Origin of the sequence: Micromonospora citrea (assembly GCF_049629545.1) — a bacterium.
In the GTDB taxonomy this organism is placed as follows: domain Bacteria; phylum Actinomycetota; class Actinomycetes; order Mycobacteriales; family Micromonosporaceae; genus Micromonospora; species Micromonospora citrea_A.
Genome location: NZ_JBNADX010000001.1, coordinates 341995 through 356414, shown reverse-complemented (window position 1 = coordinate 356414; position 14420 = coordinate 341995). Strand labels below are relative to the sequence as shown.

Here is a 14420-nt window from a genome sequence, read left to right as displayed (position 1 = left end):
TCAGGCTGACCGCAGTGGAGGGTGTGCGTGGGCCTCACTCCGCCGCCTCCAGCAGCTCACTCCTTCTCGTCGTCCCCGCGCCGACGGAGCGTTCGCTCGGCGATCCGGCTGGAGAGCTTGCCCGTCGCCCACTTGGCCCGGCCGAGGGTCTCGTTGCCGAGGCGCATGGCGACGCCCACGCTGTCTGCTCCTGTCTCGAGCGCCTTGTCCCTCACCTCCTTGGCCGCGTCCGCCCATCGTCTCGCCTCCGATGACTGGCGAGCGCCTTCGATCCCGAGCCGCCCGTGGAAGTCGACGACGGCGATCGAGACATGGTTGCTCGACTGCACCACGGCCGGGGAGTCCATCGGATTCAGCAGCACCTTCGTGTTGGCCCTGCCGGCAGCCGCATCCATGCGGGCCATCAGGCGCTCGGTGCATCGTGTGATGAGTTCCAGCCGGTTCTGCCGGGCAGCCTTCAGCCCGAGACGGTGCCCGTCCAACTCCCCGGGTGACTCGTCCAGCACCCGGTCGAGTTCGAGCACGGCGATCGCGTCCTGCAGTTGGAAGCAGCGCGCCAGGACAGCGAGCCACTCCTGTGTCTTCGCCTCTGCTTCCCTGGCCGCCTTGGCGAGATCACCGATCGCGGACTTGCGCTCCAGCTTCTCCGCGAGCGCGTCGAGTTGGCGCAACGCGTACGCCTGGGTTTCCGCGATCGTCGTCGGCGCGCCCTGCACCTTCGACCACGTGACCTCGTCGACCCGGCCCCGCTGCTCCCGGATGGTCATGGCCTCCTCGATGACGAAGCCGACGCCGATCATGCGGGCCAGCACCGCGTCCTTCTGGGCCCGCAGCACATCGTCGACCTTCTCGTCGATCGTGGCGAGATAGTCGGTGATCTCCTTCATGCTCTGTTGCATGGCAAGCTGCGCCATGATCCCCGCAGCGCCGGCCAGAACCGCCGGGTTGCCCGCGATCGCCGCCGGCCCCTTCGAGATCTGGAGCCATGACTGGATCGAGCCCGGCTGCCCCACCATCGCATGGCTGACGCCGGGCGTCTTGCTCGGCATCAGGCCAAATTTCTGGACAGCCTCCGCGGACTCCTTGGTCAGCTGCACCCACCGACCTGAGTGGGCGGCGATCTCGGAACCCACCTGCGCGGCGGTAGACCCGGCTTTGAGGACGGAGCCGAGCCGTGGCAGCCCGAGGTCCTTCGACGGCAGTCCCTCGGAGACGAGGAAGCGTTCGACAGCCGCCGGATCCCCGATGACCGCCAGCCCGTCGCCGTCACTGATCAGCTGAATCTCGTTACCCATTGTCGGCTCCTGACGTGCGGGCGGGGTGGGCGGCGACGCCTCTGCTCTGTTCACTGCTTCGCTCTACGGCCACGGGTGGCCTTCGGCGGGCGCCACGAGGTCAGTGCCTCGTCGGTGAGGTGCAGCCGGTTGGCGGTCTCGGCGAGGAAGCCGTCGTAGATCTCCGCCGGCGACGAACCCCACTCGGGGTCGAACTCGCCGTGCCACTGGCGTACCCAGGGAAGGATCTCGCGCAGCCCCGCGACCAGCGGCAACAGCCGGTCGGCGGCCCAGCCGTCCTCCTGCTCGCGGGCGACGATCAGGGTGGCGAGGGCCTGGGCCTGCTCGCGGTGGTCCCAGCCGGCCCAGCCGACCAGCAGCGACGGGTCACCGTCGCGGCTGGCACCCGGGTACGACACGAACCGCTCCTTGGGTACGTCGAGCTTGCCCCGGTGCTTCCAGTAGCTGCCCTTGAGGAAGTCCGCCGACGTGTACTTCGGCGGCACCGGGATCTGCTTGCGGAACTCCCGCTTCGCCGCCTCGTCGGGCAGCGCGTCCTCCTGCCGTTGCAGGTCCCACACCTGCTCCCAGTCGGCCCGCTTACTCAGGCCGGAGTCCTTGTAGCGCAGCGCGGCCAGGTGCGGCACGTGCTCGTCCGCGACGAGGTCGGCGATCACCTTGCCGAGATCCTGACCAGGCGCGTAGATCTGGGCGACGGCGAGCACCTCGTCGTCGCGGCGCAGTTCGTCGGCGAGCTGGGCGGTGGTCAGCGGGCGCGGCTGCTCCAGTCCGTCGACGTGGTGGTACCACAGCTCCCGCGCCTCACACCGGTCCAGCAGCCAGTCCCGCAGCGCCTTGCGCTGCATGGCGTCCCAGCCCTCGGTGGCCCAGCGCCGCTTGCACTCGGGCCGCTCGATCAGCCCGATGTTGCGGTTGGACTCGATGAGAGCGATCCGCCGCTGGACGACCGCCTTGTACTCGTCCGACCAGTGCGCCGGCAGCTCGGTGATCGGCGTCGAGCCGTGCCGGGCGAACCACTGCGTCTCCAGGCCCTCGTCGCGCATCTTGCGGGCGAGCACGATCTCGAAGGCCCGCTCCCCCAGCGCCAGCATCGGCGGCCGGACGCTCTCCGGCGCGGTCAGGTCGTCATCGAGGAGGCCGTAGAGCGAGTAGACCTGCCAGTCCAACTCCTCCTGCAGGCAGATCATCATCCCCCGGACGACGTGCCACTCGTAGGCGGCGGCACTCAGCCGGTCACGGGTGGGCACCCCGGAGGCCGCGACCGCCGCCGGGGTCACCGTGGCAAGCCGCTGCGCCGCGCCGTCGATCTGCCGGCTCAGTTCGAGGGGGTACGACGACGGCAGCGGAAACTCCTGCAGCTTGGTACCGGTGAACTCGTAGAACCGTTCCCAATCGTCGCTTGTGAAACCGCCACCCTCGCCACGGATGCCCTTGTCGTGACTGACCTGCTTGAGCCAGAAGCAGGCGATCGAACTGTTGAGCACCCCGAGCAACCGCAGGTGATCGTCCTCCGATGCTCCCCCTGGAAGTTTGATGACGGGCGAGGCTCGGTTGAAGATGTTGCCGCCGCGGTCCATGACGAAGTGATTGTGTGTCGCAACGAAGGCAAAGGCTATAGAGAGGGGGGTGGCGTAGGCGCTAGCAGTGTGCTGCATGTAATCCCACCAACGGAGGCCGGCATCAGCCATATTGCCTTGGAAGGTTCGGCGCTCCTCCAGCAACCGTTTCCAAGGCCAAAGCTCGGACGCAAGGCCATCCCCAGCCAGCCCTCGGTGGTGCGGATACCAGATCTGCTCCTCAGCCCTTGAATTCCAATCTCGCCTGCTGTCGCCCGTCATCAGCGGACGCAGGGCGGCAGGGTCGGCGATCGTCCTAAGCTTGCGATTTGCTGGACGCATGAACGCCTCATCTGCCCCTACCCGGACAGCCCGTCCGATGGGCGCTTCAATCTGCCTGGTCAGTACCTTGCCAGTAGCACGTTGGATCGCCTCCGTCAGGACAGCGGCTCCGCCGCCTCCCAGACTCCACGGGTGACGTTCGAGGCGGGGGCGGTCAAGGTCATCAACGCTTACCCAATCGCTCTCCGATCCCGGCCGGTTTACCTGATCAACAATCGCCCGCCATACGTAGCCCAGCCTTGGATCCGCCGGGACGCTTGGCTCACCTCGGATACCCATGACGGCCCGCACCGCCGCAGATCGATTTCGCTTACGATGGCGACCCACCAGGATGACCGTGGGCGTCCCGTGGCCTGGGATGTACGCACCTGAGGTGTCAAGCACGTGCGTCAGGTCAACTTCGTGCGCGAAAAGGGTCTCAATGAGCTTCTTACCGAACTCCCGCTTTGCGAATGAGTTGGCGGTGATCTGGCCGACGTAGCCGGCCCCTCGGCCGTCCTCGTTGGCCGGCTTTGCCAGTTGGAAGAACCGCTGCGCGAACGGCACCGAAAGTGCGTAGGTGCCGGCGCAGGTACTGTAAATCTCGCGGTAAAGCTCGTTTAGGGCCTTGTCCTTCACCGTGATGTAGGGCGGGTTGCCGACGATGACGTGGTACTGGCCGTCCCCTAGAATGCTGCGGTGTTCGTGCACATCCTCAGTGCTGTATTGGAGATCGGACACCTCGTCGTGGAACAGCAGGAGTTGGCGATCCTTGATCAACGAATCACCGACAGCGAGATGCATGGGAAGGACGTATTCAGCTGAATCGACCAACGTCTTGACGCCGCACGCGCGGAGGGCGGCGGCCAGGAGGCGGAAGCGCGCGATCGATACGGCGAAGGGGTTGATGTCGACGCCGTGTACGGCGTCGAGGGCGAGGCGTACCCGCTCGTGGGGGTCGCGGTTGGGGGCGTGCTGCTCCCACTCCTTCAGCAGGCGATGGAACGCGCCGAGGACGAAGTGGCCCGAGCCGCAGGTCGGGTCGATCATCTTGACCACGTCGTGGCCGAACTCTTCGATCGCCGGGGTCAGCGTGAGGTCGAGGATGAACTCTTCGACGAACTCCGGTGTCTGGAGCAGGGCGTAGGTCTTGCGGGCCGCCTCGGAGAGGTCCTGGTAGAGGTCGCCGAGGAAACGGGTGTCCCAATCCGGGTCGGTGAAGTCGTGGACCAGGCCGCCGGCCTCGCCACGCCGCCGCCAGAAGGCGATCAGGTTTTTGGCCTCGTCGTGTGACAGCGGGATCTGGTAGAGCGGGTTGTGCCGCTTGTCGAACAGCGACCTGCCGGCCTGGGTGCTGGCGATGGCGTCGAAGCCCTGGTGCAGCCAGTCACGCAGCGTCTTGTCAGGCTGGTCGCGGAAGAACTGCGCCTCGGCCTCCTCGGCGAGCACCAGGCGGTCCCCCGGGCCGGCCAGGTAGGGGTCGGGCAGCAGCCCGTTGTCCTCGCAGAAGCGCACGAAGACGGTGCCGAGCACCCAGGCGACGGCTACCTGCGTTACGCGCTCATCGCGCCAGGCCGCCCAGGTGGCGGCGGTACGCCCGACCTTGAAGGCGTGGTCGTACTCGCCACGCAGCTTGAGGCGCACCTCCTCGACCGATTCGGCCTGCTCCCGCAGGTCCTTTTCCAGGTTCTTGACCTGCTTCTGCAGGTCGGGCAAGAGCAGCTTCCGGTCGATCACGCGACGACTCTAGCCGTCCCGTGGACGGGACGGGGGTACCCGTAAGTACCGATCCCGCGACCAGTCCGCTACCTACGGCTCCCGCATCCAGAGCTTCGGATCGGTGACAAAGACGCCCTTGCCCTGCTGTCGTCGGATGACGCGCAGCGCCTCAAGGCGAACGTAGGCCAGTTGCACGGTCCCATAGCTGACGCCGTAGTCCGTGCGTGTCTGAGCAACCGACGGCAGTCGGTCGCCGGGCTTGAGCTTCCCCGATCTCACGTCGTTGATCACGTCGTCGGCGATGCGGAGATATTCGGCTGATTCGGGCATGACACTCCTCGCGTGGCAACCCGAATTCGACCACACCTGAGATCGGTTGAACAATGCCTTTGACTTCCCTGTGTTCCCTAGTTAAGTTGCTCCTGAGCCGCTTCTCGCGTGGCAACGAGTACGGCTCATCCCCCTGGTCGGGGCGGGTGCGCGTGCCCGTCCCGACCCACCGGACCGCTCCGCTGTCGTACCGCTGATCTCAGGCTGCGGCGGTGGGGCCGGCGGGTCGCGCGCGGCCGGCGTGCGTGCGACCCGCCTTCCAGGCGGCGCACGGCACATCGACGCTCAGGAGAGGACCGACGTGGCCCAGGTGTATCGATCCGGCCGGCTCTACGGGACCGGCCGCCCGGCCCGGATCACCCCGCACGAGGTGCGCACCCGCACGTTCGCGCCGCGCCGGCGCGGCGTCGACTCCGACGAGGTACGCCAGTTCCAGGCCCAGGTCGCCGACGAGCTGGCCGACCTGCACCGGCAGGTACGCCCAGCTCGCCCAGGAGAACGACCGGCTCAAGCGGGCGCTGCGTGACTGGCAGACGCGGCGCGCCCACGATTGCCGCCTGCCGAACGCGGGGCACTGGTGAACGAACGTCCCTCCCCCGGCGACCTGCTGATCGTCGACGGCGCGGCGTCGGTGCAGTTCGCCGGGGACCGGGCGCTGCGGCTCCGCGTGGTGTCGGTCGGCGCGGACGAGCCGTACCCGGGCTGGCTCTGGCTGACCGGGTACGTGCTGGACCAGCGGGACCGGGCGGTCGCCAAGCGCGAGATCTACGTCCAGCTCGCCGGCCTCCGGGTCACCTCCGCCGCCGGTCCGGCTGCCCTGGCACGGTGGCGACACCGATGGCGCGTCGGTCCCGACTCATCAGCCGGTGCGCCTCGGTGAGCGTCGGCACGACCGTGTCGTAGAGGTAGGGGACGGTGGTGAGCCCCGCCCAGCGGTGCCTGCCCCAGGCCGACGGGTGGGTGAAGTCGGCGACGAGCGTGTCGACGCCGGCGATCCGCACCTGTTCCAGTCGCGGGCCGAGCTGCCGACGGTGGGTCATCAGCGTGGCCAGCGCCGAGTGGACTGCGGCGCCCTGGACGATGCACAGGGTCGGCTCGAGGAGCTTGATGGTCGCCGCCATGTGCGGGGAACAGTTGCGGCTCATCGTCGCGTTGCCCCGCGACCTCGTCGTGCCCGGGTCGGTCGCGGAGCAGAGCCGCATGTTCGCCATCGCGAAGGCGTCGAAAAGGTGCACGGCCTTCCGCAGGCCGTGCACCGGCAGGTGCTCACCCTCTCGATCGGCGCCGGGCCTGCGTCCGACAGCGGTCCGAAGAGCGCTCGTGACACCCTGCATGTGCGGGTTCCGGCCGGTGAACGGCAGACCGGCGGAGTGCATCACCTCCGCGTGGCGCTCCTCGAGCGTCACACCCTCCCGCGACCGTCCGGTCTCCATCGCGATGACCAGGATGCGCATCGGTCGGCCGTCGACCAGCAGGTCGTAGTGGTGCCCCACATGCGAGAGCTGCCCGGCGGCGAACGCCGCCCGAGCACCCGATGCGGTACGGCGGCTCGGCAGCACGCTCTGCCGACAACTGCCGAGCTTGCGACAGATGCACTGGCCCGACGGCGCGAGGACGTTCTGCGCCATGTACTGGCGCAACCTCTGGATGCGCCGGGTGGTGGCGACCGTGTCGCTGGCGAAGGTCATGCTCCGACCAGCGCCTTCCGGAGGAGAGCGGTCTCCTGGGCGCTCGGTGGCCCCGCCGCGCCAGGATGCCACTCGACGATCAGCCGCTGTCCCGTCGGCAGCCGGTAACCGCGTACCGCCCGGCCGGGCACCGCCGACCCGTAGCGGGACCCGCCGGCACCCAACCTGTCGGTGAGCGGCAGCCCGAGTGCCTGCGCCAGGTCGTGCCAGGGACGGCCGAACGCGAACACCTCCTCGACGGGTAGCTCCGCGATCGGCTGCCACACGAATTCGTCGATGATCTCGGGCAGTGGCCGCAGCGGGGCCGTGATGGATTTCGAGTGCCACGGATAGCACTCGAAGATCAGCAGGTCGCGGTGGTCCGCGTCAGCGTCCTGCAGCCAGTTGCGGGTGAACCGCAGCCGAGCCCGGTAATAGCGGTTGGAACGCATCACGTCGGTCCACGGTGTCCGGTCGTAAGGGCAGGTCGTCGCCCATCTGCTGTACGACCCGAACTGCTTGATCTCCTCGGCGAAGATGCCGTCGCGCGCCTGGAACTGTGGACGGAACTCGCCGGGATTGAGTCCGAGCACCACCATGCGTGGCGTGTGGACCAGGCCGAGAAGGTCACCGTGGTACGGCTCGGGAAAGCCGTCCCGAGTCACCTGACCGGGGCCGACGCCCTGGTAGGAGTCGAACCATGCCCCCAGCGGCGGGGGCAGCGGGTCGGCACCATCCAGCCATGCCGCGACGTGGTCGTCCCAGAAGGCCGCGACACGCTGCCGCTCACTGGTCGTCATGACGCCAGAATCTAGCCTCGGGACCGTGGCGAGGTCAGCCCGCGAGACGGACGATTCTCGCGTGAGCACCGATCTGCACGAGCTGGCGAAGTTGTTGCGGGCCCGCGACGACCTGGACGCCAGGATCGCGAGGCTGACCGGGCGCTCGGCCCGGCAGGGCGACATCGGCGAGTTCGTCGCCGCGCGGGTCTTCGACATCGCACTCGCCGCCACCGCCAACCAGGCCGGCCACGACGGGACCTTCCGATCCGGTCCGCATGCCGGCCGGACCGTCAACGTGAAGACCTACGGAGACGCCTACGCCGGCATCGACATCAGCCCACATCCCTGCGAGTTCTATTTGGTCCTGAGCGGGCCACGACGACTCCCCGGCGCCGTCATCCATCACCAGTGGCGGATCTCCGCGGTGTATCTCTTCGATTCCCGCCGCCTGCTCGACACCCTGCACGCCCGAGGCGTCAAGATCGGCATCGCCACGAGTATCCGTCAGGCCGACCTCGACGCGGCACGGATCTTCCCCGACACCAATCCGACACCACCACTACGCCTGACGCCCGAGCAACAGGCGCTGCTGTCCCTGTTCGGCACGAGTTGAACGGCGGGCGGCGCGGGAGTGCCGGGCGGGGCCGGGACAGTGGCCGTGATCGGAGACGTCAACCCCAGAAGATGCCGGTGGGATCCCGGGCGATCTCGTCGAGCAGATCGCCGACGTCGACGGTGGGAGGGACAAGGTCGTAGCGGCGGAATCGGAGATTACGGTCCCGGTAGTAGAGCGTCCAGGTGCCGCTGGCCTTCGTGTACCTCAATCGCGCGACCGGCAGGTTCGTCCAGTCCGGGCCGACTTGCGGGCTCCACGGTGGTCGGCGCTCGACGACCGTGAGGTGCCGGGGAGCTTCCTCACACTCCACCCGCACCTGGTCACGCACCCGCTCCGGCACGCGCTGGTCGCACCAGCTCCGTACCTGCGCCACGTCCTGCTCGGGAAGTCCGGTCACCGCCATGCGCTCCAGTCTCGCCGACACACCGCACCGGATCAGACGCGCGTCCCCGCCCGGCGCGTCGCGAGGATGGCCAGGGTTTCCCGGCGGACGTCGTCACCCTCGTGGACCAGGCGGCGGTGGGCGAAGCGGACCACCAGGATCCCGATGCTCGCCAGCAGGGCGTCCCTACGCAGGTCGATCTCCCGCTGGCGTGGGTCGCCGTGCGTGGTGGCGCCGTCGAGTTCGACGTTGACCCGCTCCCGCTCGGCGAACATGTCGAGGTACATGGTGCGCCGCCCGACGCACACCCGCACCTGGCGGCGGAACGTCGGCATTCCCGGGCCGGTGAAGACGTGCTCGTGGCCCCAGATCTCCAGCGGACTGCGGCAGCCCTCGGCGAGCCTCGTCAGCAGCGTCCGGAAGGTCGCTCGGTCGTTGAGCTTCGGCGCGCCTTCCAGAGCCGACCTCAACCGCTCAGGTGTGGTCAGCCGATCGTTGACCGCCCGAATGACCGGTGCCCGCCGCTCGGCCGGCGGCAGCAGCGGCCACGAATCGACGACGGCCTGCTCGAGGCGGGTGACGGCCAGTCCCTGCCGGACCACCACCTGCGGTGGCTCGAGGACGAGCCCTTGACGTCGATGCACCGTCACTCCGGGTCGGCTGCGCAGACCGGCGCCGGCCGGGGCGCTCAGGTGCAACAGGTCACCGGCACGCTGCCTGCGCAGCCCCCACACCACGAGTGCGCTGAGGTGGCTGAGCGCGCCGCGCCCGTCGGCCCAGGCGAGAGCAGCGCGGCGACCCAGGGCAGGGTCGAGTCTGCTGAGGGCGGGAGCGCCAGAGCCGACCCCCTGTCGACCGCCGAGCAGGTGCGCCGCCACGAACACCTCGGGCAGCACCCGCACCAGGCCGCCGCTACCGCACGCCCGCTCGAGCGTCCACTCCGGCACCACCTGCCGGGCCACCGCACGGGTCACCAGCCCGCCGCCACGCTCCACCAGCTCCTGGAGAACCCCGTTCACGCCTCCGACCGTGTCGCCCCACCCACTCCTCCCGCAACCGCCACCGCACCCATCTGTGGACACCGCGGCTTCTGTGGACAACCCTCGCCCCACCCACGCGATGTGCTGATCGGATCGTTGGCTGGCAGCTCGGCGACGCGGAGCGCGGCGTGTCGAGCGGCTCTGACGACAAGGATCAAGATGCAGCGGGGGTGCTACGCGGAGGTGGGTCAAGCATGCACCGTGCTGCGGTGGGCGTTCACCACCCAGGCGTCCGGCAGCCCGATCCACTCGTTGTCACCGACGCGCACCACCGTCCCGTCCAGCTTCGGCAGCAGCCCCGGGTCCTCCATCGGGCAGAGCAGCCACACGCCACCCTGCCCGCCGCGCGCCGCGTCGACCAGCTCGTCGAGCAGGGACATCGCCCGGTAGCGGCCCAGCACCGCCGCGTCGTGCAGCAGCACCGGCCCGGCGTCGGCCGACAGCTCGGTGCGCAACTCCGGGGCGGCGAGCTGCCAGGCCCGCTCGACGTACTCGCCCAGCTTGATCGCGGGGCGGGTGTTCGGCTCGGCGTTGTCCGCGCCGAGCACCGTCTCCCAGGTCGGCTTCGGGTGGGCGTCGACCAGGGCGTGCAGGTGGTGCAGGAAGCGGGCGGCCACGTTGACCGGCCGGGCGTCGAAGCGCCGGACCAGTTCGTCGCGGGCCAGGGCGTAGCGGTTGAGGCGTACCGTCAGGGCCCGGAAGCCGCCGGCGGACCGGGCGCCGGTCAGCCGCTCCTCGGCCCGCATCGCCTCGGCCAGCTCGGGCGACTCGGCCGCCCAGTGGCTCGGCACGTTCGTCGCCGACGGACGCCGCTGGATGATCGACATGGAGGACGAGCCGGCGCGGGGCGGTGGCGGGACGTACCGGTCGCGTTCCCAACGCAGGTCGAAGCCGGCCTCGGTGAGCAGCCGGTCCAGCTTCGGATGCGGCGGCAGTGGTGCCAGTTCGGGGAACCGGGCGGTCACCCGCTGCTGGACGTGGTCCGGGGTCAGGCCCCGCCGCCCCTCCGCCGTGGTCGCCGGCGGCACCACACCCGCCTGGGCCAGGCGCAGCGCGCGGACCGGATCGAGGTCGCGCGGGTACAGCTCCAGCCGGGCGGTCGCGGCGGCCCGCTCGGAGGCCACCGCCGCGAGCAGCACCCGCCGCCGCTCGTCGATCGCGTCGGCCGCGCCGCCGGGCGCGTTCACCGCCGCGAGGGTACGCAGCACCGTCGCCGCGCTGGGCAGCACCTCGCTGGCGGCGAGCTTGTCGGCGGCCTTGCCGAGCGCGTCGGCGTAGTCCAGCAGCGCAGGGGCGGCCGGGGTGTCCGGCGCGTCGTCGTCGCCGGCCTCCAACGCCACCAGCAGGCGGTCGCCCCTCGGGTCGGGTCTGCCGTCGACGTCGGGCCGGCTGTGCCGGCGCAGCAGCAGCCGCGGCTCGTCCGCGAGCGCGTCGGTCTCCACGGCGGCCCGCACCGCGGCCAGCGCCACCGCCCGGCGCAGCTCGTCGCCCGTGCGCACCGAACCTCGGCTGCCCAGCAGCGCCGCCGCCAGCTCACCGACGCCCATCACCCGGCCGCCGTCGCGCAACAGCTCGATGATCTGGGTACGCACACTGCCCAGCACCGGGATGTCCTGCCAGCGTCTGCGCTGCTTGCCGAGGATCTGCGCCACCCGGCCCGGCGTCACCCCGACGGTGGCGGCGACCTGCGGCTGCTGCGGCCACGGCGGCAGCGCCGGCAGGGCCCCCGTGTCGTCGGGGAGGCGCAGGAGCAGCCGGGTCGCCTCCACCTCGGCGGCGTTGCGGCCGTTCTTCGCCGGCACGAGCAGCGTGGCGATCGCGTCGAGCCCGACGTTTACCAGATCGGGGCCGCCGTCCCCGGCGGTGGTCTCGGCGGCCGCCTCGGCTGCGGCGGCCTTGCGGGCGGCGGGCGAGGTGGGGATGGTCTCCCGCTCACCCAGCCGGGTGCGCCACTCCTTGACCCGGCGCTGCAACTCCTGCCGGGTCTTCGCGCCGAGGCCGGGCAGGTGGGCCAACTTGTTGGCGACGGCGAGCAACTCGCCGACGGTGCTGGCGTCGAGCCGGTGCGCGGCAGACACCGCGCGGGGGGTCAGCCCGGCCGCCTCCAGGGCGGTCGCCCGGGTGGCCTTGCCGGCCGCCTCCTCGCGGGCCGCGTCGGCGACCTCGACGTCCGGCTCGTCGGCCTCGGCGTCCGGGTGGTCGGTGCCCACCGGGGTGCTGGCGTCGGAGCGGCGGAACACCTGCTGCCAGGCGTCGCGCAGGTCCTTCAGGGAGGCGAACCGGCGGCGGTGGTCACGGTGCAGGGCCTGGTGGAAGAAGTCCACCAGCTCGTCACGGATCGCCGGGTCGAACGCCTCCACGGCCAGCACCGGCGGGCCCTCGGTCAGCTGCGGCTCGGTGCCCCCGTCACCCCAGACGGGCAGCTCACCCGAGGCCATCTCGTGCAGGGTGACCGCGAGGGCGTACCACTCGGCGTGCTTGTCGTAGACCTGCCGGCTGGCGGTGCCGAGGAACGGGTCGAGATAGCGGGGCGTGCCGGCGGTGAGTTCCTTGACCGAGACCCCGGCCAGGGAGAAGTCGAACAGCACCAGCTGCCGGGTGCGGTTGGGGCGGACCCGGACGGCGATGTTGTCCGGCTTGATGTCCCGGTGGTAGACACCCTCGCCCTCCAGGTAGTCGAGCGCGCCGAAGAGGTAGTCGCTGTACGTCTCCAGCTCGTCGACCGTCAGCCGGCCGTCGTCGCGCAGCTTGCGGGCCAGGGTCAGCTCGCCGGCGTGCTCCAGGACGATGACCGTACGGTTGGTGATCTGCAGCGGCTCCGGGCGGGCCAGCCGGATCACCCGGGAGTCGGTCAGCGGGCGGAGCACCCGTGCCTCGTGGGCGAGCCGGGCGCCCTTCTCGTCGGAGAGGCCGACCTTGAGCACCTCGTCCTTGCCGGTGCGCTCGTTGTGGGCAAGGAACGCGCGGCAGGTCGAGCCGGTGCCGAGCCGCTTGCGCACAGTCCACTCGGCGACCTGGTCGCCGGCGCGGGCCTCCAGCGGGTCGACCGGTTCCGGTTCCGGCTCCTCCGGGTGCACCGAGGCCGGCGGCGGCGCCGTCAGCTCGTTCTCGACCTCTTCCAGCATCTCGACGAACTCGCTGACCGTGGTGAGCCGCTGCGTCGGCACCGGCGCCGTGGCTTCCTTGATCAGTGCGTCGGCGAACTCGGAGATGCCGTCCGCCACCGACGAAGCCCGCAGGCCGTTGTCGCGGGCGATCCGGGCCAGCAACTCCTGCCGCTTCCCCGCCGGCGGCTGGCCGGTGAGGACCAGGTACGCCAACGCGCCCAGCCCGAAGACGTCCATCGCCACCGGGTCCGGCCGGGGTGCGGTCAGCTCCGGCGCGAGGTACGCCTCGGCGGACAACTCGATGTGCGAGGCCGCGTGGGAGGAGAGAGTGACCGGGTCACCGCTGCTCCCGCCGGCCGAGTCGGCGGCACGGGTGGCGGCCTGCCAGTCGCTGATCTGCAACTGCGGGACCAGCCACGCCTCCTCGTCGGTGCCGCCGCGCCGCTTCGGCCCCGGGCTGACCAGAACACTGCGCGCCGAGAGCGCGCGGTGGTGCAGGCGGCGGCGGTGCGCGTACGCGACCGCCTCGGCCAGCTGGCGGATCATGGCCAGCCGGCTCAGGGCGTCGAGGCGGTTACCGTACTGGGCCATGTAGTGGTCGAGGCGGATCGCACGGGGGTCGTGGCGGAAGATGAGCGCCGGACCGGCCTCGTGCGACTCCATCGAGTCGACCCGCACGATGCCCGGGTGGTTGATGCCGTGCAACGCGCGCATCTCGCGCTTGGCGGCCCGCTCGATGCTCGCCCGCTCGTCCTGCACGGCATTGCGCTCGACCAGGTAGATCCGGATCCGGCGGTGCTCCCGCTCCAGGTCCCGGTGCCGGGCGTGGTGGTCCTGCCACGTCGGGCCGAGGTCGAAGGGGCGGGTCTCCAGCTCCCACGAACCGACCTGGTAGTGCTTGCGGCTGCGGGCGATACCGACCGCGTCGAGCAGATCGGGCAGCGCCGACGACAGTTCCTTGGTGACCCGGTGCCGCTCGTCCTGGGGCGGACGGTGCAGCAGCGAGGTGATGGTGGGAAGCGTGCCCGCCTGATGCCCCGGGGCCGGCTCGGGCCCGTAGAGGCCGTGCAGGTGGTGGTCGGACAGCCCGACGTGCAGGCCCGGCTTGGACAGGAACACCGCCGCCTGCACGAACGGGATCCTGACCGGCGGCCCCTTACGCTGGCTCGCGGCGACCTGGAGCAGGGCCTTCAGCTTCTTGGCCTTAAGGTCCGCCAGGTGCAACGGGTTGTCGAAGGTGCGCGTGCCGCTCGGGCTGGACTGGATCCAGTTCGAGCCGCTCGAGACCAGCCGCCCGGTCAGACTCTTGACCTCGATCAGGTACAGCCCGCCCGGGGCCGCCACCAGCAGGTCGACCTCGTACGGGTGGCCGGTCTGGGCGGTGAAGGTGAAGTTCGACCAGGCCCGGTAGGGCTCGGTGTCCGGCAGCAACGCCTGGACGTGCGCCAGCGCCTCCCGCTCGTGCGTGAACTGCGACGGCGTGATCGTCGTCCACCGGCCCTCCTGCATGCCGACGATCCTAGGCCCCGCCTGCGCGCCGATGCCGACCCCGCCGGTTGCGGACAGTCAGGGCGGTTCCCGCTGGTGACGGCGGGCCGGAGCTGC

The 14420-nt window shown here is 70.3% G+C and carries 11 protein-coding genes; 3 read left to right on the top strand and 8 right to left on the bottom strand.

The features are described from left to right. Window positions 1-56 precede the first annotated feature (56 nt). The 3 genes from ACPFP2_RS01520 to ACPFP2_RS01510 all read right to left on the bottom strand — a co-directional run bounded on the left by ACPFP2_RS01520 (window position 57) and on the right by ACPFP2_RS01510 (window position 5221). Window positions 57-1295, bottom strand: a complete 1239-nt coding sequence (locus tag ACPFP2_RS01520) for a hypothetical protein (RefSeq protein ID WP_424085260.1) — start codon at window positions 1293-1295, stop codon at window positions 57-59. A gap of 50 nt (window positions 1296-1345) precedes the next feature. Continuing rightward, on the bottom strand, window positions 1346-4909 hold the full coding sequence (pglX, locus tag ACPFP2_RS01515; RefSeq protein WP_424085258.1) for a BREX-2 system adenine-specific DNA-methyltransferase PglX: 3564 nt from the start codon (window positions 4907-4909) through the stop codon (window positions 1346-1348). A 72-nt stretch (window positions 4910-4981) separates the two neighbouring features. Further along, window positions 4982-5221, bottom strand: a complete 240-nt coding sequence (locus tag ACPFP2_RS01510) for a winged helix-turn-helix domain-containing protein (RefSeq protein WP_424085256.1) — start codon at window positions 5219-5221, stop codon at window positions 4982-4984. Window positions 5222-5522: 301 nt separating this feature from the next. Here ACPFP2_RS01510 and ACPFP2_RS01505 point away from each other — a divergent pair, with 301 nt between their 5' ends. Together ACPFP2_RS01505 and ACPFP2_RS01500 are read left to right on the top strand one after the other, a co-directional pair. Beyond that, window positions 5523-5747, top strand: a complete 225-nt coding sequence (locus ACPFP2_RS01505) for a DivIVA domain-containing protein (protein ID WP_424085254.1) — start codon at window positions 5523-5525, stop codon at window positions 5745-5747. A gap of 51 nt (window positions 5748-5798) precedes the next feature. Then, window positions 5799-6101, top strand: a complete 303-nt coding sequence (locus tag ACPFP2_RS01500; protein ID WP_424085252.1) for a hypothetical protein — start codon at window positions 5799-5801, stop codon at window positions 6099-6101. On the opposite strand, the gene ACPFP2_RS01495 is transcribed toward ACPFP2_RS01500, so the two are convergent. Continuing rightward, window positions 6013-6909, bottom strand: coding sequence for a hypothetical protein (locus ACPFP2_RS01495; protein WP_424085250.1), 897 nt, complete (start codon window positions 6907-6909; stop codon window positions 6013-6015). The genes ACPFP2_RS01500 and ACPFP2_RS01495 overlap by 89 nt on opposite strands. Beyond that, complete coding sequence (gene brig1, locus ACPFP2_RS01490) at window positions 6906-7688, bottom strand: anti-phage DNA glycosylase Brig1 (protein ID WP_424085248.1); 783 nt, start codon at window positions 7686-7688, stop codon at window positions 6906-6908. Before brig1 ends, ACPFP2_RS01495 begins: the two co-directional genes overlap by 4 nt. A 61-nt stretch (window positions 7689-7749) precedes the next feature. Here brig1 and ACPFP2_RS01485 point away from each other — a divergent pair, with 61 nt between their 5' ends. Continuing rightward, window positions 7750-8283 (top strand): DUF6998 domain-containing protein, encoded by a 534-nt coding sequence (locus tag ACPFP2_RS01485; protein WP_424085246.1) that lies wholly within the window; start codon window positions 7750-7752, stop codon window positions 8281-8283. Between the two features lie 58 nt (window positions 8284-8341). On the opposite strand, the gene ACPFP2_RS01480 is transcribed toward ACPFP2_RS01485, so the two are convergent. The 3 genes from ACPFP2_RS01480 to pglW form a co-directional block, all read right to left on the bottom strand. Beyond that, a complete protein-coding gene (locus tag ACPFP2_RS01480) occupies window positions 8342-8689 on the bottom strand; it encodes a DUF3024 domain-containing protein (protein WP_424085244.1) in 348 nt (115 codons plus the stop codon). A 32-nt stretch (window positions 8690-8721) separates the two neighbouring features. Next, window positions 8722-9687, bottom strand: a complete 966-nt coding sequence (locus ACPFP2_RS01475) for a DUF559 domain-containing protein (protein ID WP_424085242.1) — start codon at window positions 9685-9687, stop codon at window positions 8722-8724. A gap of 209 nt (window positions 9688-9896) precedes the next feature. Beyond that, window positions 9897-14324 (bottom strand): BREX system serine/threonine kinase PglW, encoded by a 4428-nt coding sequence (pglW, locus tag ACPFP2_RS01470; protein WP_424085241.1) that lies wholly within the window; start codon window positions 14322-14324, stop codon window positions 9897-9899. Window positions 14325-14420 lie beyond the last annotated feature (96 nt).

What these genes read in the sequence shown, in the direction of transcription:
- ACPFP2_RS01520 (WP_424085260.1), bottom strand. Translation starts at nt 1,295, where the DNA reads ATGGGTAACGAGATTCAGCTGATCAGTGACGGCGACGGGCTGGCGGTC.
- pglW (WP_424085241.1), bottom strand. Translation starts at nt 14,324, where the DNA reads ATGCAGGAGGGCCGGTGGACGACGATCACGCCGTCGCAGTTCACGCAC.
- ACPFP2_RS01495 (WP_424085250.1), bottom strand. Translation starts at nt 6,909, where the DNA reads ATGACCTTCGCCAGCGACACGGTCGCCACCACCCGGCGCATCCAGAGG.
- ACPFP2_RS01510 (WP_424085256.1), bottom strand. Translation starts at nt 5,221, where the DNA reads ATGCCCGAATCAGCCGAATATCTCCGCATCGCCGACGACGTGATCAAC.
- brig1 (WP_424085248.1), bottom strand. Translation starts at nt 7,688, where the DNA reads ATGACGACCAGTGAGCGGCAGCGTGTCGCGGCCTTCTGGGACGACCAC.
- ACPFP2_RS01480 (WP_424085244.1), bottom strand. Translation starts at nt 8,689, where the DNA reads ATGGCGGTGACCGGACTTCCCGAGCAGGACGTGGCGCAGGTACGGAGC.